Below are 19,888 nucleotides of genomic sequence, written 5' to 3'. Positions count from 1 at the left end.
CTGCCTCCGGCTCCGTCAGTGGGCGGACGCGCCCACCGACCCCCACACATAGATGAACACGAACAGGAACAGCCACACCACGTCGACGAAGTGCCAGTACCAGGCCGCCGCCTCCAGGCCGAAATGCCGCTCCGGCCGGAAGTCGCCCAGATAGGCGCGCAGCAGGCACACCGCCAGGAACACGGTGCCGACGATCACATGGAAACCATGGAAGCCGGTGGCCATGAAGAAGGTGGAACCATAGATGTTTCCGGCGAAGGCGAAGTGTGCGTGCCAATATTCGTAGACCTGGCACAAGGTGAACAGCACACCCAGCCCCACCGTGGACCACAGGCCCAGCCGCAACCCCTCACGGTCGCCTTCGATCAGCGCATGGTGCGCCCAGGTGAGGGTGGTGGCGGAGGTCAGCAGGATCAGTGTGTTGAGCAGCGGCAGGTGCCAGGGGTCCAGCGTCTCGATGCCCTGCGGCGGCCAGACCCCGCCGGTGACCTCCGCGCGCTGGAAATTGATCGCCTCCCCGGCGAACAGGGAGGCATCGAAGAAGGCCCAGAACCAGGCGACGAAGAACATCACCTCCGAGGCGATGAAGAGAATGGTGCCATAGCGCAGGCCCAGATCCACCACCTGAGTGTGGAAGCCCCGGTAGCCTTCCAGGATCACGTCCCGCCACCAGCCGAACATGGTGTAGAGCACGCCCAGCAACCCGGCCAGCATGACAAGGCTGGTGCCCCCGTGCAGCCACACCACCGCGCCGCCGGTGAGCAGCAGGGCCGAGACCGAGCCGATGATCGGCCACGGGCTCGGAGGAACCATATGGTAATCGTGCGTCTTGACGTGTGCCTCGGCCATGGTGGCGGCCTCCTTCTTGTGCCGTCAACGGCATCGATCTTGGCGTTCTCTCTCCCGTCCCATCCAAGAACGGCGCCGACCCGGGACGGGGATCGGCGCCCTGCGGGCGGCTAAAGCTGCGCCGCTCCCGCCGTCCGGCCCGCCGCCCGCTGGGCCTGCGGCTTGGCCGGGAAAAAGGTGTAGGACAAGGTGATGGCGGGCAGCGCCTTCAGGTCGGGATCGTCCAGAATGGCCGGGTCCACATAGAAGACCACCGGCATGTCGGCGCGCTCGCCGGCCCCCAGATGCTGCTCCTCGAAACAGAAGCACTGCAGCTTCACGAAATAGGCCCCCGCCTGGGGTGGGGAGACATTGTAGGTGGCATTGGCGGCGGTCGCGGCCGTGGAGGTGTTGTGGGTGGTGTAATGGGCCAGGCTGGTGGCGCCGATCTTCACCGACATCTCCCGCTGATCCGGGGTGAACGACCAGGGCAGGCCCGCTGCCACGTTGGCATCGAAGCGGATGACGATCTGCCGCTCGCTCACGGCCGCCGGCGCCGCGACCCCGACCCGGGTGCTGCCGCCGAAACCGGTCAGGGAGCAGAACGCCGCGTAAAGCGGGACCGAGGCATAGGTGACCCCGACCATGGCACCGATGAATGCCAGGCAGCACAGCGCCACGAGCCGCCGCCGGCCCCGATCCCCCGATATTGGCGCCTGCCGAGCCATCGCTCTCTCCTTACAAGGGACGGACCAGCACGCCGGGGCCGAGCTTCACCAGGGTGACCACGTAGAACAACACCGCCAGCAGCCCCAGGGTGAGGGCGATGGCCAGACTGCGCGCGCGGCGGCTGCGCAGTTGCTCCGGCGTCAGCACCACCCCCGGCTCGACACCGGTGGGGCGCAGCGGCACCACCGGTGCGACCGTCCGGGCGGCGGGGAGGCCCCGCGCGCGGCTGCGATCGACCGCCGGCGGCGGCATGGCACGGTTGCCCTTGGTGTGTCCGCGTCGCGTCACCACAAACCTCCCGTCGAGACCGGCCCCATGAGCGCCTCCGCCAGCAAGGTGGCGAACAGCGCGAAGAGGTAAAGAATGGAAAAGCCGAACAGGCCCTTGGCCGCCTTCACCGCCGCCTCGCCTTCGCGCAGCCGGAACACGCGCAGCGCCCGCGTCACCATCAGCCCGCCGCACAGCAGTGCCACCGCGCCATAAAGGGGGCCGGCAAAGCCCAGCACCGCGGGGCTGGCCGCCAGCGGCACCAGGAACAGGGTGTAAAGCAGGATCTGCAGCCGCGTCTGGTCCGGCCCGGCCACTACGGGCAACATGGGAACGCCGGCCCGGGCGTAGTCATCGGCGCGAAACAGCGCCAGCGACCAGAAATGCGGCGGTGTCCAGAAGAAGATGATGGCCACCAGCAACACCGGCTCCAGGGAGACGCTGTCCGCCACAGCCGCCCAGGCCACCAGTGGCGGCAACGCCCCCGCCGCGCCGCCGATGACGATGTTCTGCGGCGTGGTCCGCTTCAGCCACATGCTGTAGATCACCACATAGAAGAAGATGGTGAAGGCCAGAAGGCCGGCGGCAAGGGCATTGACCACCAGCCCCAGCACCCCCACCGAAAAGGCGGAGAGGGTGAGGCCGAACGCCAGAGCCTCGCGCGGTGCGATCCGGCCGGCGGGAATGGGGCGGCCAGCGGTGCGCGCCATCACCGCATCGATATCCGCATCCCACCACATGTTGAGCGCCCCCGCCGCGCCCGCCCCCACCGCGATGCACAGCAGCGCCGTGAAACCGAGCACCGGATGTAAGTCACCCGGCGCCCGCAGCAGCCCCACCAGGGCGGTGAACACCACCAGCGACATGACCCGTGGCTTGAGCAGAGCGATGAAGTCGCGCGGCGTCGCCACGCCCTGCCCCATCTCCCCGGCGAATCCGGAGCGGGTCACATGTCCCAGGCTCGCATCCACGTCGCTCATGATGGCGCCCTTTCGCGCTCGACACCCTTAAGCCGGAGGCAACCCGAGGGCGGCGCTCGCCGCCCTCGGCCGCCCTCACTTGATCCGCGGCAGCACCTCGAACTGGTGGAATGGCGGCGGTGACGACAAGGTCCATTCCAGGGTGGTCGCGCCCACGCCCCAGGGGTTGTTGCCCGCCTTCTCCTTGCGCAGGAAAGCCAGCGTGGTGCCGGTGAGGAAGATCAGCACCGCGCATCCCGAGATGTAGGAGCCGATGGACGAAACGAAATTCCAGGGCGCGAAGGCGTCGGGATAATCCGCATAGCGGCGCGGCATGCCGGCGAGCCCGAGGAAATGTTGCGGAAAGAAGACCAGGTTGACGCCGACGAACGTCACCCAGAAATGCAGCTTGCCCCAGAATTCCGGGATCATGTAGCCGAACATCTTCGGGAACCAATAGTACCAGCCGGCGAAGATGGCGAACACGGCCCCCAGCGACAGCACATAATGGAAGTGGGCCACCACATAATAGGTGTCATGCAGCGACCGGTCGATGCCCGCATTGGACAGAACGACACCGGTCACGCCCCCTACGGTGAACAGGAAGATGAAGCCGATCGCCCACAGCATGGGGGTGCGGAACTGGATGGATCCGCCCCACATGGTGGCGATCCACGAGAAGATCTTCACGCCCGTAGGCACCGCGATGATCATGGTCGCGGCCACGAAATACGATTGGGTTCCGGCGGACAGGCCTACCGTATACATGTGGTGCGCCCACACCACGAACCCGACCACGCCGATGGCCACCATGGCGTAGGCCATGCCCAGATAGCCGAACACCGGCTTGCGGGCGAAAGTCGCCACGATATGGGAGACGATGCCGAAGCCCGGCAGGATGAGGATATAGACTTCCGGATGGCCGAAGAACCAGAACAGATGCTGGAACAGGATGGGATCACCCCCGCCCGCCGGATCGAAGAAGGTGGTGCCGAAGTTGCGGTCAGTGAGCAGCATGGTGATGGCGCCCGCCAGCACCGGCAGCGACAGCAGCAGCAGGAAGCCGGTGACCAGCTGCGACCACACGAACAGCGGCATCTTGTGCAGGGTCATGCCGGGTGCGCGCATGTTGAAGATGGTGGTGATGAGGTTGATGGCGCCGAGCAACGACGACACGCCGGCCAGATGCAAGGCGAAGATCAGCAGATCCATGGCCGGCCCGGGGTGTCCGACCTTGGACGACAAAGGCGGATAGATGGTCCAGCCGCCGCCGAAGCCGTTGGAGCCCGGGGCCCCCTCCACGAACAGGGAGGAAATCGCCAGGATGAAGGCCGGCGGCAGCAGCCAGAAGGCGATGTTGTTGATGCGCGGAAAGGCGGTATCCGGCGCGCCGATCATCAGCGGAACGAAATAATTGCCATAGCCGCCAATCAGCGCCGGCATCACCATGAAAAAGATCATGATGAGGCCATGGGCCGTGGTGAAGACATTGAAAATCTGCGGATCGGCAAAGATCTGCATGCCCGGCTGCTGCAGTTCCATGCGGATGGCGATGGAAAGCGCGCCGCCCATGACCCCCGCCACGATGGCGAAGATCAGGTACATGAGGCCGATATCCTTGTGATTGGTCGAGAACAGCCAACGCCGCCATCCAGTGGGGATGGGCGCGTGATCGACAGCGGAAACGGCCTCGCTAACCATGCCCGTGGTCCTTTTCTTGGATCCATCCCTCACACCGGCTTCGGCGCCGGTGGTGGCAAGGGCTGTCGGAGTTCTGCCGCCCCGATCAAGCCCCTGCTCCCTCTGGTCCGGGCCGCCGGCGGCCGCCCGGGAAACGTGTCGAACCGGCGGGCCTAGCGCGCGTCGGCGAGCTGCCCGGCGGCATCTTCGGCGGAAGCGAAGCGCCCCTTGGCGCTGGCCAGCCACGCCTCGTAATCCTGCGCGTTGAGGGCGCGGACGGCGATCGGCATGAAGGCGTGATCCCGCCCGCACAATTCCGAACACTGGCCGTAATAGACGCCCTCTTTGGTGACCTTGAACCAGGTCTCGTTCAGCCGCCCGGGCAGGGCATCGATCTTGATGCCGAACGATGGCACGGCGAACGAATGGATCACGTCGGCGGCGGTCACCTGAACGCGGATCACCTTGTCGACGGGAACCACCAGCTCATTGTCGACGGTCAGCAGCCGGGGCTGCCCGGGCTTCAGGTCCTTGTCGGCCACCAGCATGGAATCGAAGCCGAAGCCGCCATCGTCCGGGTATTCGTAGGACCAATACCATTGGTGCCCCACCGCCTTCACGGTGAGATCCGCCGTCGGCACCTTGAGTTCCAGATGCAGCAGGCGGAACGAGGGGATGGCGATGGCCACCAGGATCATCACCGGCACCACGGTCCACGCCACCTCGATCAAGGTGTTGTGGCTGGTGCGCGAGGGCGTGGGATTGGCCTTCTCGTTGAAGCGCAGCACCACGATGGCGAGCAGCACCAGAACGAACAGCACGATGGATGTGATGATCACCAGCAAGAAGCTGTTGAACGACCGGATACTCTCCATGACGGGCGTGGCTGCGCCCTGCAGATTCATCTGCCACGGAGAGGGTTGACCCGTCCCGGCGAAAGCCGCCGGAGCGGCGAACAGCACCGCGGAAAAACTCGACGCGGCGCAGACGGCTGTGCCGATGCGCGACATCATCTCGAACGCCTCTTCCCTGGCTCGGCTCGTCAGTGCCGATGTCCGTTCCGGCTTTCACCGCAATTCGTCGGCTTTTGCCGATCTGAGTTCAGGCTGCCACGTTCCCCGGCGATCATCAAACACAATCACCTCCACGCGGCCCAGAACTGGAGCGTCGCTGCAATGCGACACTCTGCCCCTCTCTCAGGCAGCCCGCCCACGCCGGTGCGGCTCGACGTCGCGGTACGCTAAAAATTGTTCCAAATCAATTCTGTGCCGCGTCTGCGCACCTGCCTGGGTTGGTCGGGCGTCAACCGGCTGCCGCGTCTGCATGAGACAATTCACCGCAGGTTAGGCGGATATCCGCCCGTATCGCCATGGCGGCGTCCATGGGCGATCCTGGAAACGCCGGCGGGGGCGAAGGGCGGAACGGCACCGGAATCGCCCCATTGTTGACAGGAACGCCTGAGCATTAAGGCAATCGTTGCGAAATCCCGCTATTCGAGAGGAGCCCGGCCCCCGGGCGCGCTGCTCGTCGCTTCCGGAGTCGTGTTGATGGTCGTGTCGTCCCGTGGTGTCCTCCTTTTTCCGGCCCTCATTGGCGGCGCCGGACGGCCGGGGACGCCGGCGCGTCTCCAGCGCCTGCTCGGACTGGCCCTTCTCGCCATCGCCGCGCTCGGCGCCACATGCCTCGCGCCCCGCTCGGCTGCGGCGCAGGGCGTGGTGAAGTCCGTGCACGGCGAGTGGCAGATCCGCTGCGATACGCCGCCCGGCGCCCAGAGCGAGCAATGCGTGCTGCTGCAGTCGGTGCAGGCCGAGGATCGGCCGAATGTCGGCCTCACGGTGATCGTGCTGAAGACCGCTGACCAGAAGAACCGGCTGCTCCGCGTGCTGGCGCCGCTCGGCGTGCTGCTGCCGGCGGGGCTCGGCCTCAAGGTCGACGACCAGGACGTGGGCCGCACCCCGTTCGTGCGCTGCCTGCCCAATGGCTGCGTGGCCGAGGTGGTGATGGATGACACCCTCATCTCGCGCCTCAAGAGCGGCAAACAGGCCACCTTCATCATCTTCCAGACCCCGGAAGAAGGCATCGGCGTGCCGCTGAGCCTCGACGGCTTCGGCCCGGGCTTCGACACGCTGAAGTGATCTGCAGCGTGGCCGTTGTGCCGCACTGCTCCGCGGATTGCTCCCTGCCCTGCACATGCCGCACCGTCGGCACGGTTTGAACACGCTTTGATGGACAAAACGCCCCTCATAGAGCGGGGCGTTTCGTGAAGGCGTCGCTGGACGGGTGACGCAGGAGATCTGGGGATGCACGGCGAAGATCATGCGCTGTTCATGGCAGCGCTCGCGTTTCTCACCGCTGCCGTGATCTCGGTTCCCCTCGCCAAGCGCCTCGGCTTCTCCCCGGTGGTCGGCTATCTCCTGGTGGGCATCGCCATCGGCCCGGTCGGGCTCAATGTGGCCGACCCCACGGTGGTCTCCACCGTCGCCGAACTCGGCGTGGTGATGCTGCTGTTTCTGATCGGCCTGGAATTGAAGCCCTCACGGCTCTTGTCCATGGGCCGCTATATTTTCGGCCTCGGCACCGCGCAATTGCTGCTGAGCGCGCTCGGCTTCTCGCTCCTCGCCTATTTCGAATTCGGATTCGGACTGGCCGCAGCGGTGGTCAGCGGCCTCGCCCTATCGGTGTCCGGGACCGCCATCGCCCTCCAACTCCTCAATGAGCGCGGCGATTTCAACACGCCCTACGGACAGCGTACCTTCTCCATCCTGCTGTTCCAGGACATCGCGGTGGTGCCGCTGCTCGCCCTTGTGCCGCTGCTCGCGCCGGGGGAAAGCAAGCTCGCCCAGGACCCGCTGATCGCGCTCATGCGCGCCGGCACCGCCATCGCCGCCATCGCCGTCATCGTGGTGGCGGGGCGCTATCTGCTCAATCCTCTGTTCCGGGTGCTGGCCCGCTCCGGCGCCCGGGAGGCGATGACGGCAGCGGCGCTGCTGGTGGTGCTGGGGGCGGCGGGCCTGATGCAGGCGGCCGGCATGTCCATGGCGCTGGGCGCGTTCCTCGCCGGGCTGCTGCTGTCGGAAAGCACCTTCCGTCATGAGCTGGAAGCCAATGTGGATGCCTTCCGCGGGCTGCTGCTGGCCATGTTCTTCATGAGCGTCGGCATGTCGCTCAATGTGGCGGTGGTGGTGCAGAACGTGGGACTGCTGCTGTTCGGCACCGCGCTGGTGGCGGTGGTGAAATGCATCGTGGTGTTCAGCGTGTTCCGCGCCGATGCCATCGGCGGGCAGCAATCGCTGCTGGCCTCAGTGGCACTGCTGCCGGCCGGCGAGTTCGCCTTCGTGCTGTTTCCTCTCAGCCTGTCCAACGGGATATTGACGCCGGCCCAAGCCGATCTGCTGATCGCCCTGGCCGCCTTGTCCATGATCCTTGGTCCGCTGCTGTTCGCCGGCATCAGCCTGATGTTGCCCCGCTTCGGCACCCCGGCCCCCGAGCCGGAACCCGACGACTTTTCCGATGCCGACGGCTCGGTGCTGGTAATCGGCTTCGGCCGGTTCGGCCAGATCGTGTCCCAATGTCTGCTGGCGGAAGGGATCGGCGTGACCATCATCGACAACGACGTGGAGATGATCCAGAGCGCCGGCCGCTTCGGCGTGCACATCTATTATGGCGACGGCACCCGGCCCGAAGTGCTGCGCGCCGCCGGCGCCGACACCTGCAAGGTGATCTGCGTGTGCGTGGACGACAAGGGAGACGCCAACCGAATCGTCGAGGTGGTGAAGGCCACCATGCCCGGCGCCAAGCTGTTCGTGCGCAGCTTCGATCGCATCCATTCCATGGAGCTGCTGCGGATGGGGGTGGCGTTCGAGATCCGCGAGACGCTCGAATCGGCCCTCACCTTCGGCAATCGCACCTTGCGCGCGCTGGGCGTCGCCGCCGAGGCAGCGAGCGCCCGCATCGATGATGTGCGCACCCGCGATCGCGCCCGGCTGGAGCGGCAGATGCAGGAAGGCATTTTTGCCGCACCGGAGCTGGTGCGGGGCCACAAGGTGGAGCCCGAGCCGCTGACCACCCCCGGCAAGCCGGCCCGGCCGCTCAATGCCGAGGCGCAGGACATCCTCACCCACGAGACCGAATTCTCCGGCTGACGGCCCCCTTTCCGATCCTGTCGTGATTTCGGTGACATGATGGCTTAAGCTCCCTCACAAGCGCCTAACGGGTAAGTGACGCACGCCGCACCTTGTGGTCCTCTGCACGGGTCGCATGAGCGGTGGCGAACCGGCGGCAGCGCGCGACAAGAGCCCGCGGCAGACGGGCCGAACGGAGCCCATGGCTCCGCGCATCTGAGGAAACGGACGACTGGCGGGTCCAGGAGGGTGGCGCAGCCGACCCACCGAACCCGGGCGGAGGTGGCGATGGATCATTTTGTGGAGCTGCTGCGCGCCGCTCAGGGGGGACACGGGATGGAGAACCTGGCACGGGTCTACGGGCTGTCCACACAGCAGGCGCAGGCCATCGCGGACGCGATGATGCCGGCCTTCGCGGACGGCTTCCGCCACATCACCCAGTCGCCCGAGGCCATGGCATCGCTGATGGCGCTGATGCTCAGCGGCCCCTACGGCACCTATTACAGCCAGGGGGCGCCGACGCCTTCGGCGCCGTTTCCCGGCACCAGCTACACGCCGCCGCCGACACCGGATCTCAACCAGGCCGGCACCGATGCGCTCAACACGGTGTTCGGCTCATCCGAGGTGAGCCGCGCCGTGGCCAGCCATGTGGCGGCCACCACCGGCCTCGGCATCGCCATGGTGCGGCAGATCATGCCGGCCTACGCCAGCCTCGTGGTGGGTGGACTGGCCAAATCCCTCGCCGCCTCCGGCGCGCTGCAATCCATGACCGCCGCCATGCTGAGCCGGCTGCCCATCGGCGAGCCGGCCACGCGGCCGGCGCCCATCTCCTCGGGCAACCCCTGGATCGACGCCTTCATGGCATTCTCCACCACCAGCGCCAACACCCGGCCGCAGAGCAGCGGCAACCCGTGGGCCGACGCCTTCGCTCAGATGATGTTCCAGCAGGCGCAGCCCCCCGCCGCGGCGCGGCCCGCGTCATCGGGCAACGCCTGGCAGGATGTGGTGAATGCCATGGCCAACACCATGGCCCAGGCCGGTGGGCAGGCCGCCAACGCCATGAGCCAGCAGTTCGGGCAGCAGCTTGGACAGCAGATGAACCCGCAGCCGGCACCGGCCATGGCACAACCGGCCCATGCCGGTGGGACCCCGCGCATGGGCACCGCGCCGGACCTGATGAACAATCCGCTGCAGCCCTTCCAGGAATTCTTCGCCCGCATGTTCGCCCAGGGCTTTCCCCCGGCGTTTCCCGGCCTGACGGCGGGCGAGCGCCCGCCCTACTCCTTCCCCGAATTCTGGCTCGACCTCATCAACCGGACCCCCTCCGCCCGCGCCCCAGAAGCGGAAATCCTGCCGCCCGAGAAGCCGCGCCTCGTGAAAGGCAAGGACGGTGGGCAGTAGCCGCCGGGCGAGCATCAGCAGAGCCCAATAAAAGGACCCGCGCCGGTTGCGGTCGGCGCGGGTCCAGGAGCGGCGGGTTCGAGGGGTCTACCCGCCGAAGAGGATCGGGTTCAGTGGCCCGCGCGGGCCCACTGGCTCAGGCGCTGGGCCACGCGGCGCTCGGTGCTGCGCAGCACCAGAACCCGGGTGGGGTCTGCACCGAGGGGCTCCGCCGCAGCGTCGCGCAGGTCGGCGCGGGTGATGCCGATGTCGCGCAGCATATGATCGTCCAGCCCCGCGAGTTGCGAGATCACGCGGCGATGCTCGAGCGTCCGGCTCAGATTGACCACAGCTTTGGCCCCCTGACGCACGCCGGCCACCGCCAGCATGACGAGGGTGGCCAGCGCCCCTCCCACGGGGGCGGTCATGATCCTGCGGGTTTCGCCATAAACGCTCATGTTCATCTCCGTTGCCGGGACTGCGGATGGGCCTCCTTTCCTGGGCCTGCAGGTGGCGTTTCAACCACCCGATTTCGCATCGCATCACGTCGGCGCGCTCTTTGTGGCGCGCCCCGATAAATCACGCTAGCGAATGTTATTCATTCCTCATATCATTCTGCGTGATGAATGAGCGCCCCGAAGAGACGCCATAACAGCCGTTGAAACGCCCGGTGAAATCGCCATGACCGTCCTGCTCGATCCCGACCAGTTGCGCACCTTCGTCGCCATCGCCGAAACCGGCAGCTTCACCCGCGCGGCAGAGGTGGTGCACAAGACCCAGTCGGCGGTGTCCATGCAGATGAAGCGGCTGGAGGACCGGGTCGGCCGGCCCATCTTCACCCGCGACGGCCGCGCCTCGCGCCTCACGGAGGATGGCGAGCGCCTGCTCGATTATGCGCGGCGGATCGTGAAGCTGAATCTCGAAGCCATCGGCTCGTTCACCGATACCGCCCTCTCCGGCCGCGTCTGCCTGGGCGTGCCGGACGATTATGCCGACCGCTACCTGCCGGACATCATGGCCCGCTTCTGGCGCACCCACCCTTCGGTGGAACTCACCGTGCTGTGCGAGCCCTCCAGCGATCTGGTGCAGCGCATCGCCACCGGCGCCGTCGACATCGCCATCATCACCGCCACCGAGATCACCGCCCGCAATGCCCATGTGATCCGCCGCGAGCGGCTGCTGTGGGTGTCCTCGGCGCGCCATGCCATCCACCTGGAAACGCCGGTGCCCCTGGCGCTGGGCCGGCCCACCTGCCAGTGGCGCGACATTGCGGTGGCCCGCCTCGCCGCCGCCGGGCGGCCCCATCGCATTCTCTATACCAGCCCAAATTCCGGCGCCGTGGCGGCGGCGGTGCTGGCGGGGCTGGCGGTCTCGGTGTTCCCCGAATCGGCGCTGCGGCCAGGCATGCGGGTGCTGGGCACCGCCGATGGCTACCCGCCCCTGCCGCCCTGCGACATCGGCCTGCTCCGCAACCGCCACGAGCCCTCGCCCCTGGCCGATGCGCTGGCCCAGCACGTCATTCAGGGCCTCGACAATCTGAATGAGGCGGAAGCCGCCCAATAGAGCATTTTCGAGCGAAGTGGATACCGGTTCGCGTGAAGAAAATGCGAGAGGTCAATGGGAGAGAGCATGTCATCGTTTCCATGAAGCGATGACATGCTCTCGCGGCGAGCTTCGGCCCCGCTTGCGCGCCGCGACAAACGGCGGGAGTGTCGCTCCCCGCTCTGACGTGCGCGAGACGACGATGACGAACGCTCCGGCCCTGATCTGGTTTCGCGACGATCTGCGCCTGTCGGACAATCCCGCCCTCAACCACGCCACCGCCGAGGGTCGGCCGGTGGCGGCGCTGTTCGTGCTCGACGAAGACAGCCCGGGCCTGCGCCCGCTTGGCGGCGCGGCCCGCTGGTGGCTGGCCGGCGCCCTGCGCCAGCTGGCCCATGATCTCCACCAGATGGGCCTTCCCTTGATCCTGCGGCGCGGGCCGGCGGCGGACCTGGTGCCGCAGGTGGCGGGCGCCCTGGACGCCGGGCTCATCACCCTCAACCAGCGACCCGGAGCCGCAGCCGCTGCCGTGGATGCGGAGGTGGCCGCCCGGCTGCGGACCGCCGGGCGCAAGGTGCAGATGTTCAACGGGCGGCTGCTGCATCCGCCCGGCACGGTGCATGGCGCCAGCGGCCGGCTGCCCCGCACCTTCGCCGCCTTCCAGCGGGCGGCCCGCCAGCTGCCGGCGCCGGGCCAGCCGCTGCCGGCACCGCCCCATCCCGTCGCTGCCGACCTTTCCGGTGCGGCGGATACGCTGGACACTGATCTCCTCGCCACATTGGACAGCTGGGGCCTCGAGCCGGAGCATCCGGACTGGGCCGGGGGCCTGCGGCGCACCTGGCGGCCCGGCGCCGCGGCGGCGGAGACCCGCCTCGCCGATTTCATCGCCGAAGGGCTGCGCGGCTATGGCGAAGGCCGGGACCGGCCGGCAGCGCCGCACATCTCGCGCCTCTCCCCCTATCTCAGGTTCGGCGAGATCTCGCCACGCCAGATCCTGGCGGCGGTGACCCATGCGCAGGCCGCCGGCGATGTGCCCGGCGCCGACGCGGAGAAATTCATCAGCGAGCTCTATTGGCGCGAGTTCAGCCACCATCTGCTGGAGGCCGAGCCGGACATCGCTTTGCGCAACATCCAGCCGGCGCTCGACCATTTCCCCTGGCGCGAGGCCCCCGGCGAGCTGAAGGCCTGGCAGCGCGGCCGCACCGGCTATCCGCTGGTGGATGCCGGCATGCGCGAATTGTGGCAGACCGGCTTCATGCACAATCGGGTGCGCATGGTGGTGGCCTCGTTCCTCGCCAAGCACCTGTTGATCGACTGGCGGGCCGGCGAAGCCTGGTTCTGGGACACGCTGGTGGACGCCTGCCCCGCCAACAATCCGGCGAGCTGGCAATGGGTGGCGGGCACCGGGCTTGATGCTGCGCCGTATTTCCGCATCTTCAATCCGGTGCTGCAGGGCGAGAAATTCGACCCGGACGGCGCCTATGTGCGCCGCTTCGTGCCCGAGCTCGCCGATCTGCCCGCGAGCGTGCTGCACAAGCCCTGGGCCGCCGACGCCGCCACCCTCCGCCGGGCTGGCGTCACCCTCGGCACCACCTATCCCAAGCCCATCGTGGACCACGCGGCAGCACGGGAGCGCGCATTGCGCGCGCTTAAATCCACACAAAATTGATGGATCTTATTTCTTGATATACATCCGATTTGCGGATTATATGAAACCCACGTTTGATTGAAGGATTTATCCATCATGATCCGCAATGGCCTCGTGGAATCCATTGGCAACACCCCGTTGATCCGCTTGAAGCGTGCCTCCGAGGCAACCGGCTGCGACATTCTTGCCAAGGCCGAATTCCTCAATCCCGGCCAGTCGGTGAAGGACCGCGCGGCGCTCGGCATCATCACCGATGCCATCGCCAAGGGCACCCTGCGGCCCGGCGGCGTCATCGTCGAGGGCACCGCCGGCAATACCGGCATCGGCCTTGCCCTGGTGGCGGCGCCGTTCGGCTTTCGCACCGTCATCGTCATTCCCGAGACCCAGTCCCAGGAAAAGAAGGACATGCTGAAGCTCGCCGGCGCCACCTTGGTGGAAGTGCCGGCGGCCCCCTATTCCAGCCCCAACAATTACGTGAAATATTCCGGCCGCCTCGCCGAGGCCCTGGCCAAGACCGAGCCCAATGGCGCCATCTGGGCCAACCAGTTCGACAATGTGGCCAACCGCCAGGCCCATATCGACACCACCGGCCCGGAAATCTTTGCCCAGACCGATGGCAAGGTGGACGGCTTCATCTGCGCGGTGGGCTCCGGCGGCACTCTCGCCGGTATCGCCATCGCCCTGAAGGAGCGCAACACAGCCATCCAGATCGGCCTCGCCGATCCGCCCGGGGCAGCGCTCTATTCCTATTACACCACCGGCACCCTTCACGCCGAAGGCTCGTCCATCACCGAAGGCATCGGCCAGGGCCGCATCACCGCCAATCTGGAGGGCGCGCCCATCGACACCGCTTTCCAGATCCCCGACACGGAATCCGTGCCGATCGTGTTCGACCTTCTGGAACACGAGGGCCTGTGCGTGGGCGGCTCGTCTGGCGTCAACGTGGCCGGGGCCATCCGCCTCGCCCATGAGATGGGGCCGGGGCACACCATCGTCACCATCCTCGCCGATTACGGCACCCGCTATCAGTCCAAGCTGTTCAACCCGGAGTTCCTGCGCAGCAAGGCGCTGCCGGTGCCGGCCTGGCTGGAGCGCAAGATCGAGGTGCCCGACGTCACACTGTGACGCGCCACCGCCCGCTTGTGGATGACGCGCCCGGCCCCCTCCGCTCCGACGGCGGATGGGGCATAACGGGGCGACAGGAGGATCCGCCATGCCCGATAGCCCGACGTTCGTTTCCACGGAGTGGCTCGCCGCCAACCTGAGCTCGCCGGACCTGGTGGTGGTGGACGCCTCCTGGTTCATGCCGGATGCCGGCCGCAGCGGCGCCAGCGAATTCCTCGAACGGCACATTCCCGGCGCGGTGTTCTTCGACATCGACGCCATCGCCGATCATTCCACCGATCTGCCCCACATGCTGCCGGATCCGCACGCCTTCGCCCACGCGGTGGGGGCGTTGGGCATCGGCGACGGCCATCGCATCGTCGTCTATGACAGCCTCGGCCTGTTCTCGGCGCCGCGGGTGTGGTGGACCTTCCGGGTGTTCGGCGCCGCCGACGTCGCCATCCTCGACGGCGGCCTTGCCAAATGGCTGGCCGAGGATCGGCCCACCGCGCAGGGCCCCGCCACCCGCCCGCCAGCGACCTTCACCGCCCGCCTCGACCATTCCATGGTGGCCGACATCAACAGCGTCGACCGGGCCCTCACCAGCGGCTCCGCCCAGCTGCTGGACGCCCGCCAGGACACCCGCTTCCGCGGCGAGGTGCCGGAGCCCCGTGCCGGCCTGCGCTCCGGCCACATGCCCGGCGCCTTCAACCTGCCCTGGGGCCAACTGGTGGACAACGGCCGCCTGAAGCCGGCGGACGAGGTGCGCGCCATCGTCGCCGAGACCGGGCTCGACCTGTCGAAGCCGGTGATCACCACCTGCGGCTCGGGCGTCTCGGCGGCCATCCTGTGGGTAGCGCTGGAGCGCATCGGCAAGCGGCCCCAGGCGCTTTACGACGGCTCCTGGACCGAATGGGGCGCCAGCGACAAGCCCGTCGCCGTCGGCTGACGCCGGCCAGATTCAGCGCTCAGGATCCTGCGGCGCTGCGCCGGCGCGGCCGCGGTGCCAGGGGGCGTTCGCACGACGCAGTTGGCCGGTGAGCCATACCTCATCCTCCGCCGACACCGGCTGCGCCCCTTGCGGGCGCAGCAGCAGTACGGTGGCCGGCGCAGGGGTGGATGCAGCCCCGGCTCCAGGGAAGGCCTCGACCCTGAGCCGCCAGGCAGCAGCCAATTCCCGGACCTCAGCAACCGTCAGGCGCTGCATCGCATGGCGATCGGCCCCTGCCGCCGGCAGTACCGCCACCACCGGGCGCCGACGGGCCATCGCCGCCAGACGCCGCAGCGCCACGCGCGGATCGGCCATGGCCTGCAGATTGACCGGACTGACCACCACCCGCAGCCCCAGCCGGCGGCGGAACAGACGCGCCAGCAGAAGCCGCCGCACCAAGCCGTGCTGTGCGACAGCCCACCCTCGCAGATGCCAAATGGCCCGTGCACCGAACCGACGTTCCAGCAACCGGCGCTCATCCCGCGACAGCTGGGCCAAGGCCCGCTGCATCCCCAGATTTCGTGCCAAAGCCGCATCCAGGCGGTAGCCCACCGCCAGCAACCTCTGCAGAGGCGCCCCATACCAGGATGCACGGGCCGGCGGGGGCGCAGCGCTGGCCTCAGCGATCCGCGTGGCCATCTCCGCGCCGTCGTCCTGGCGCACCAGGCCACGCTCGAGCACATGGGCCACCAGCCCCCGCACCCGGAGCGGATCGGGAGCCGGCGGCACACCCGCCGCCAGCACCCGCGCCACATCGGCCGCATCGTCGAGGTCGATGGTGAGGCCCTTGCGGCCGTAATAGGGCTCTCCCCAAGCGATCACCGGCAAACCGACCATCAACGCTTCCAGGCCCACATTGGACGAATGCAGCGCCACCGCCTGGCAATGGGGAAAGATATCGTGGATGGACAGGCCGGCCGCGAGAAACACCCGTTCCGAGCCGGACACCTCCGGAATCGGATCCGGATTGCGCGGATGCGGCTTGAAAATCACCCGCCAGGGGGCCGGCAGCCCGGCGAGGACCGCCCGATAGATGGCGCCAAGGTCGTCGTATTCACGCAGGCTCACCGCAATGGTGGCATCGAACGGCACCTGCCCCGGAACGAACACCACCGGTCCCGTCTCCTGCCCCAGCCAGGTGCTGAGGGCGGCCAGCGCCCGCGGATCGGTGGTCTGCGCATATTTGGAGAGGCGTTGGGCGCGCCAGGCGCGCACGAAATCATCGGCCCGCGCAAGCGCGGCCGCATCCGCCGGCGCCCCCAGCTCCCGCCAGCTGCGATCAATGCGGCAGGCGCCACGAAAGAAGTGTGGCGCGAAGGCATCCACGAAATGGTAGCCGGGAAAGAAGGGACTTTCCCAATAGACATACGGCAGCTGCAGATGGGCCGCCATGACGGCCAGCAGCCGCGAGACCACTTCGCCCCCATGGGGCACGAACACAACGTCCGGCGCGAGTTCGGCCATCAGCGCGGCGGCGCGGGCAGCGGTGCCGCGCATCTGCTGGTTCCAGGCCGACTCCGTGATGAGGTTATCGATTCGGGCATCGCCAATGGCGAGGTTGTGGGTGGAGAGATCGATGAGATCCGGCGCGAATCCAAAGCGCCGCGCAAAGGCAAAGGCCGACACTCTTGGCGCCCGATCGAAGCCGCCGTCCAACAGCGCCCGCGCTCCTGGGGAGTCCGCCGGTTGCTGGAGATCCGGCCAGAACGGGACCAGCATCGGCTGGAAGCCCGCCCGCTCCACCGTGCGGGCCAGTTGCACCCCATTGGTGTAGGATTCCTCTCCCGCCATCCGGAAGATGAGCGCTCGCCGTGCCCCGTCCTCGACCATCCTCACGCTCTCACCAGCCGCCGCCATCCGCCCATGCGCGGAAGAAGATGCTCAGCATATAGGCGGTTCACGCGCGCATGCCCAATGCCTTGCACGCGCCCCTTGTGCTTTTGCAGTGCGGGATGGGGATGCCGCGACCGCCAAATCAGGCTATCACCGGCAGGATGGACCCACGGGTTCGCCCGCGCGGGAGATGGGGCTGCCGGCAAGGGTGGGAAGGTCGTATAGGGACGTGATGCAGTCATCTCCTCTTCGCGAACGTGCACGGGCGCTCGGCGCCATCCCGCTGGTGTGGGCAGCGGCGACACGCGAGCAGAGCGCAGTGAACCTCGGCGACGCCTTGAGCCCGGTCATGGTGGCGCTGCTCTCCAGCCTGCCGGTGGCGCATACCGGCCATGATGCCAAGGTGCCGCGCATGGCGGCGGTGGGCACCATCGGCCACATGCTGCGCAATGGAGACGTGACCGTGTGGGGCACCGGATGCTCGCCGCACGCCAATCCCCACCGCGCCGCCGGCGAAGCCCACGAAGCCTTCCAGCCCGCTGCCAACACGCGCTACCGGGTGCACGCCACCCGCGGTCCCGTTTCGCGCGCCCTGTTCGGGGAGGCCGCCGCGGTCAGCCCCGCGGTGTTCGGGGATCCGGTGTGGCTGCTGCCGCAATTCTACCAGCCGCCGATCGAGAAAAAATGGGATCTGGGGGTCATCGTCCACCTCTCCGAGCTCAAGGACAAGGGGCTGAACGCCCCGGTGCGGCGCGAACTGACGCGCTACCATCTCCCCGATGAACTGCTGGAGCACGTCCACATCATCCGCACCCGCACGCCGATCTCCGCCGACAGCCTCAAGGCCCGGCTCGACGAGATCCTGGCCTGCCGGCGCATCGTCTCCACCAGCCTGCACGGCATGGTGTTCGCGGAGAGCTACGGTATTCCCTGTCTGTATTTCGCGCCCCGCGGCCGCCAGCAGGGCCTCATCGAACGCCCGCTCGACCCCGAAGACGGCAACGACCTGCGCATCACGGATCTGTATCAGGGCCTCGGCCTCAGCCGCCTGCCGGTCTATGTGCAGGCGCGGAACCGCGCCACCGACTGGAGGGCGCTGATGGCTGCCATCGATCGCGCGTGGACCCCAAAAGCCTTCAACTATGAACCGCTGCTTTCGGCCTTTCCGTTCGACGTGACACCCCTGCACCCCCGGCCGGGCGAGACCATTTTCGAGCACCCGCTGATCCGCGACCTGCCGTTCCGACCGGCCGATGCCGCCGCGAGCGCCCGAACCGGGACGCCACGCCTGCGCCAACTGGCGGCACGGCTGCTCAAGCCCGCCACCCGCGGCCGCACAGCCCGCCCGGCCGGGGCCGACCGTCCTCCCTCCACGGGTGAGCCATGACCATGCAAGAGCGCACCGGGAGCACCGGGCAGAACCGCACCGTGATGCTCGACGGCTATAACCTGGCCATCGAGAAGGGCACCGGCGTCGCCACCTATGCCCGCAACCTCAGCTATGCGTGCGGCACCTCGGGCTACCGCACCGAGATTCTCTACGGCAAACCCATCGCGCCGACGCAGGACCCGTTCTTTCGCGAGGTCGCCTTTTTCGCCAACCAGGGCGAGAAGCCACGGCCGCTCACGGCCCTGCGGCGCGACATCGAAAGCCTCACCACCTTTTTCCTCAATCCGAAGGCGCTTGAGATCCCGATCACCGGCAAAGTGATCATCGACCAGTTCGCCAACCAGATGCCGCACTTCGACACCATCTGGAACGCGCCCAACCTGTTCGATCGCGCCTTCACCCTCTATTACGCCTACCGGATGTTCAGCACCGTGGCCGGCACCACCACGCCGGACATCATGCATTGGACCTATCCCCTACCCATCCGGCTGAAGGGGACGAAGAACATCTACACCTTTCACGATCTGGTTCCGCTGCGCCTGCCGTACACGACGTTGGATAACCGCGCCTACTACTTTAGCCTGATGAAGCGGCTACTGAAGCAGGCGGACCATATCGTCACAGTTTCCGAATCGTCCAAGCGCGATATTGTCGATATCTTCGGATACCCGGAAGAGAAGATCACGAACACCTATCAATCTGTCTTCCTGCCGAAATCCATTACGGAGAAAACAGACGATGCGGTGCGCCAGGAGGTCGAGGGCATCTTCAACCTCCCCTACAAGGGCTATTTCCTGTTTTTCGGGGCCATCGAGCCGAAGAAGAATGTGGGGCGCCTCATCGAAGGATACCTGTCGAGCCAGGTGCAGGAGCCACTTGTTCTTGTGGGCAAGCCGGCCTGGAAGGCGGAGCGGGAACTGCAGGTGCTCGGCGAAACCTCCCACGGCGATCGGGTAAGACGGTTCGCGTACACGTCGTTCCCGTTTCTCACCAGCCTGATCCGCGGCGCCAAGGCCGTGCTGTTTCCCTCGCTCTACGAGGGCTTCGGCCTGCCGGTTCTCGAATCGATGCTGCTGGGCACCCCGGTGCTGAGCTCCAATTGCGCCTCCATCCCGGAGATCACCGCCGGGGCCGCCCTGCTGGTCGACCCCTATGATACCCGCGCCATCGCGGAAGGCATCCAGACCCTGTCCAGCAACGCGGACCTGCTGCGCGATCTTGGTGTCCGCGGCCGCCAGCAAGCCGGGAACTTCTCGCCGGAGCGCTACCGCGATCGTGTGTCCGCGCTCTACGACCGCTTGCTGGAGCCCACGATGTGAGGTTTCTTGATACCACAAAAGGGTGCAGTGCAGCGGACACTATGTGCCGGAGGGGCTGTTTGTGTTACCAAAGGTCCGCAGACTGATGTGAAATGAG

17 protein-coding genes are annotated in these 19,888 nt (G+C 67.1%); 9 read left to right on the top strand and 8 right to left on the bottom strand.

The annotated features are described in order from the left end of the window. Positions 1–15: 15 nt before the first annotated feature. The 6 genes from ACU4E7_RS14015 to coxB form a co-directional block, all read right to left on the bottom strand. Positions 16–849 (bottom strand): cytochrome c oxidase subunit 3, encoded by an 834-nt coding sequence (locus tag ACU4E7_RS14015; RefSeq protein WP_447019207.1) that lies wholly within the window; start codon positions 847–849, stop codon positions 16–18. Between the two features lie 110 nt (positions 850–959). Further along, positions 960–1,556 (bottom strand): cytochrome c oxidase assembly protein, encoded by a 597-nt coding sequence (locus ACU4E7_RS14010; RefSeq protein ID WP_447019206.1) that lies wholly within the window; start codon positions 1,554–1,556, stop codon positions 960–962. 10 nt (positions 1,557–1,566) lie between these two features. Next, complete coding sequence (locus ACU4E7_RS14005; RefSeq protein WP_447021700.1) at positions 1,567–1,845, bottom strand: hypothetical protein; 279 nt, start codon at positions 1,843–1,845, stop codon at positions 1,567–1,569. Continuing rightward, positions 1,842–2,747, bottom strand: coding sequence for a heme o synthase (locus tag ACU4E7_RS14000; RefSeq protein WP_447021638.1), 906 nt, complete (start codon positions 2,745–2,747; stop codon positions 1,842–1,844). The genes ACU4E7_RS14005 and ACU4E7_RS14000 overlap by 4 nt, the downstream gene beginning before the upstream one ends. Positions 2,748–2,879: 132 nt before the next feature. Beyond that, a complete protein-coding gene (ctaD, locus tag ACU4E7_RS13995; RefSeq protein ID WP_238121597.1) occupies positions 2,880–4,484 on the bottom strand; it encodes a cytochrome c oxidase subunit I in 1,605 nt (534 codons plus the stop codon). A gap of 152 nt (positions 4,485–4,636) precedes the next feature. Further along, positions 4,637–5,473 carry a cytochrome c oxidase subunit II gene (gene coxB / locus ACU4E7_RS13990; RefSeq protein WP_447021637.1) on the bottom strand — a complete coding sequence of 279 codons (837 nt, stop codon included), beginning with the start codon at positions 5,471–5,473 and terminating at the stop codon, positions 4,637–4,639. Between the two features lie 537 nt (positions 5,474–6,010). Here coxB and ACU4E7_RS13985 point away from each other — a divergent pair. The 3 genes from ACU4E7_RS13985 (at position 6,011) to ACU4E7_RS13975 (ending at position 9,985) form a co-directional block, all read left to right on the top strand. Continuing rightward, entirely contained in the window at positions 6,011–6,598 is a 588-nt protein-coding gene (locus ACU4E7_RS13985) for an invasion associated locus B family protein (protein WP_238121595.1), read from the top strand. A 165-nt stretch (positions 6,599–6,763) separates the two neighbouring features. Next, on the top strand, positions 6,764–8,605 hold the full coding sequence (locus ACU4E7_RS13980) for a monovalent cation:proton antiporter-2 (CPA2) family protein (protein ID WP_447019205.1): 1,842 nt from the start codon (positions 6,764–6,766) through the stop codon (positions 8,603–8,605). A gap of 267 nt (positions 8,606–8,872) precedes the next feature. Beyond that, positions 8,873–9,985, top strand: coding sequence for a DUF937 domain-containing protein (locus tag ACU4E7_RS13975; protein WP_447019204.1), 1,113 nt, complete (start codon positions 8,873–8,875; stop codon positions 9,983–9,985). 110 nt (positions 9,986–10,095) lie between these two features. On the opposite strand, the gene ACU4E7_RS13970 is transcribed toward ACU4E7_RS13975, so the two are convergent. Continuing rightward, positions 10,096–10,422, bottom strand: a complete 327-nt coding sequence (locus tag ACU4E7_RS13970) for a DUF1127 domain-containing protein (protein WP_447019203.1) — start codon at positions 10,420–10,422, stop codon at positions 10,096–10,098. A 223-nt stretch (positions 10,423–10,645) separates the two neighbouring features. Between ACU4E7_RS13970 and ACU4E7_RS13965 the strand changes: the two genes are divergently transcribed. From ACU4E7_RS13965 to sseA, 4 genes are all read left to right on the top strand, one after another. Then, positions 10,646–11,527 carry a LysR substrate-binding domain-containing protein gene (locus ACU4E7_RS13965; protein ID WP_238121589.1) on the top strand — a complete coding sequence of 294 codons (882 nt, stop codon included), beginning with the start codon at positions 10,646–10,648 and terminating at the stop codon, positions 11,525–11,527. Positions 11,528–11,708: 181 nt separating this feature from the next. After that, positions 11,709–13,175: a cryptochrome/photolyase family protein gene (locus ACU4E7_RS13960; RefSeq protein WP_447019202.1), complete on the top strand. Its 1,467-nt coding sequence runs from the start codon at positions 11,709–11,711 to the stop codon at positions 13,173–13,175. A 72-nt stretch (positions 13,176–13,247) separates the two neighbouring features. Continuing rightward, positions 13,248–14,279 (top strand): cysteine synthase A, encoded by a 1,032-nt coding sequence (locus tag ACU4E7_RS13955; protein WP_447021636.1) that lies wholly within the window; start codon positions 13,248–13,250, stop codon positions 14,277–14,279. An 88-nt stretch (positions 14,280–14,367) separates the two neighbouring features. Continuing rightward, on the top strand, positions 14,368–15,207 hold the full coding sequence (sseA, locus tag ACU4E7_RS13950; RefSeq protein WP_447019201.1) for a 3-mercaptopyruvate sulfurtransferase: 840 nt from the start codon (positions 14,368–14,370) through the stop codon (positions 15,205–15,207). A gap of 12 nt (positions 15,208–15,219) precedes the next feature. Here the strand turns inward: sseA and ACU4E7_RS13945 are convergent, their stop codons facing one another. Continuing rightward, a complete protein-coding gene (locus ACU4E7_RS13945; RefSeq protein ID WP_447019200.1) occupies positions 15,220–17,079 on the bottom strand; it encodes a capsular polysaccharide export protein, LipB/KpsS family in 1,860 nt (619 codons plus the stop codon). A 235-nt stretch (positions 17,080–17,314) separates the two neighbouring features. On the opposite strand from ACU4E7_RS13945, the gene ACU4E7_RS13940 reads away from it, so the two are divergent. Both ACU4E7_RS13940 and ACU4E7_RS13935 read left to right on the top strand, forming a co-directional pair. Next, positions 17,315–18,469 (top strand): polysaccharide pyruvyl transferase family protein, encoded by a 1,155-nt coding sequence (locus ACU4E7_RS13940; protein ID WP_447019199.1) that lies wholly within the window; start codon positions 17,315–17,317, stop codon positions 18,467–18,469. Continuing rightward, positions 18,466–19,791, top strand: a complete 1,326-nt coding sequence (locus ACU4E7_RS13935) for a glycosyltransferase family 4 protein (protein WP_238121584.1) — start codon at positions 18,466–18,468, stop codon at positions 19,789–19,791. The genes ACU4E7_RS13940 and ACU4E7_RS13935 overlap by 4 nt, the downstream gene beginning before the upstream one ends. Positions 19,792–19,888 lie beyond the last annotated feature (97 nt).

Source organism: Xanthobacter sp. ZOL 2024 (assembly GCF_052932325.1).
Note: the sequence above shows the minus strand (reverse complement) of the source record. Positions and strands in the feature narration are given on the sequence as shown.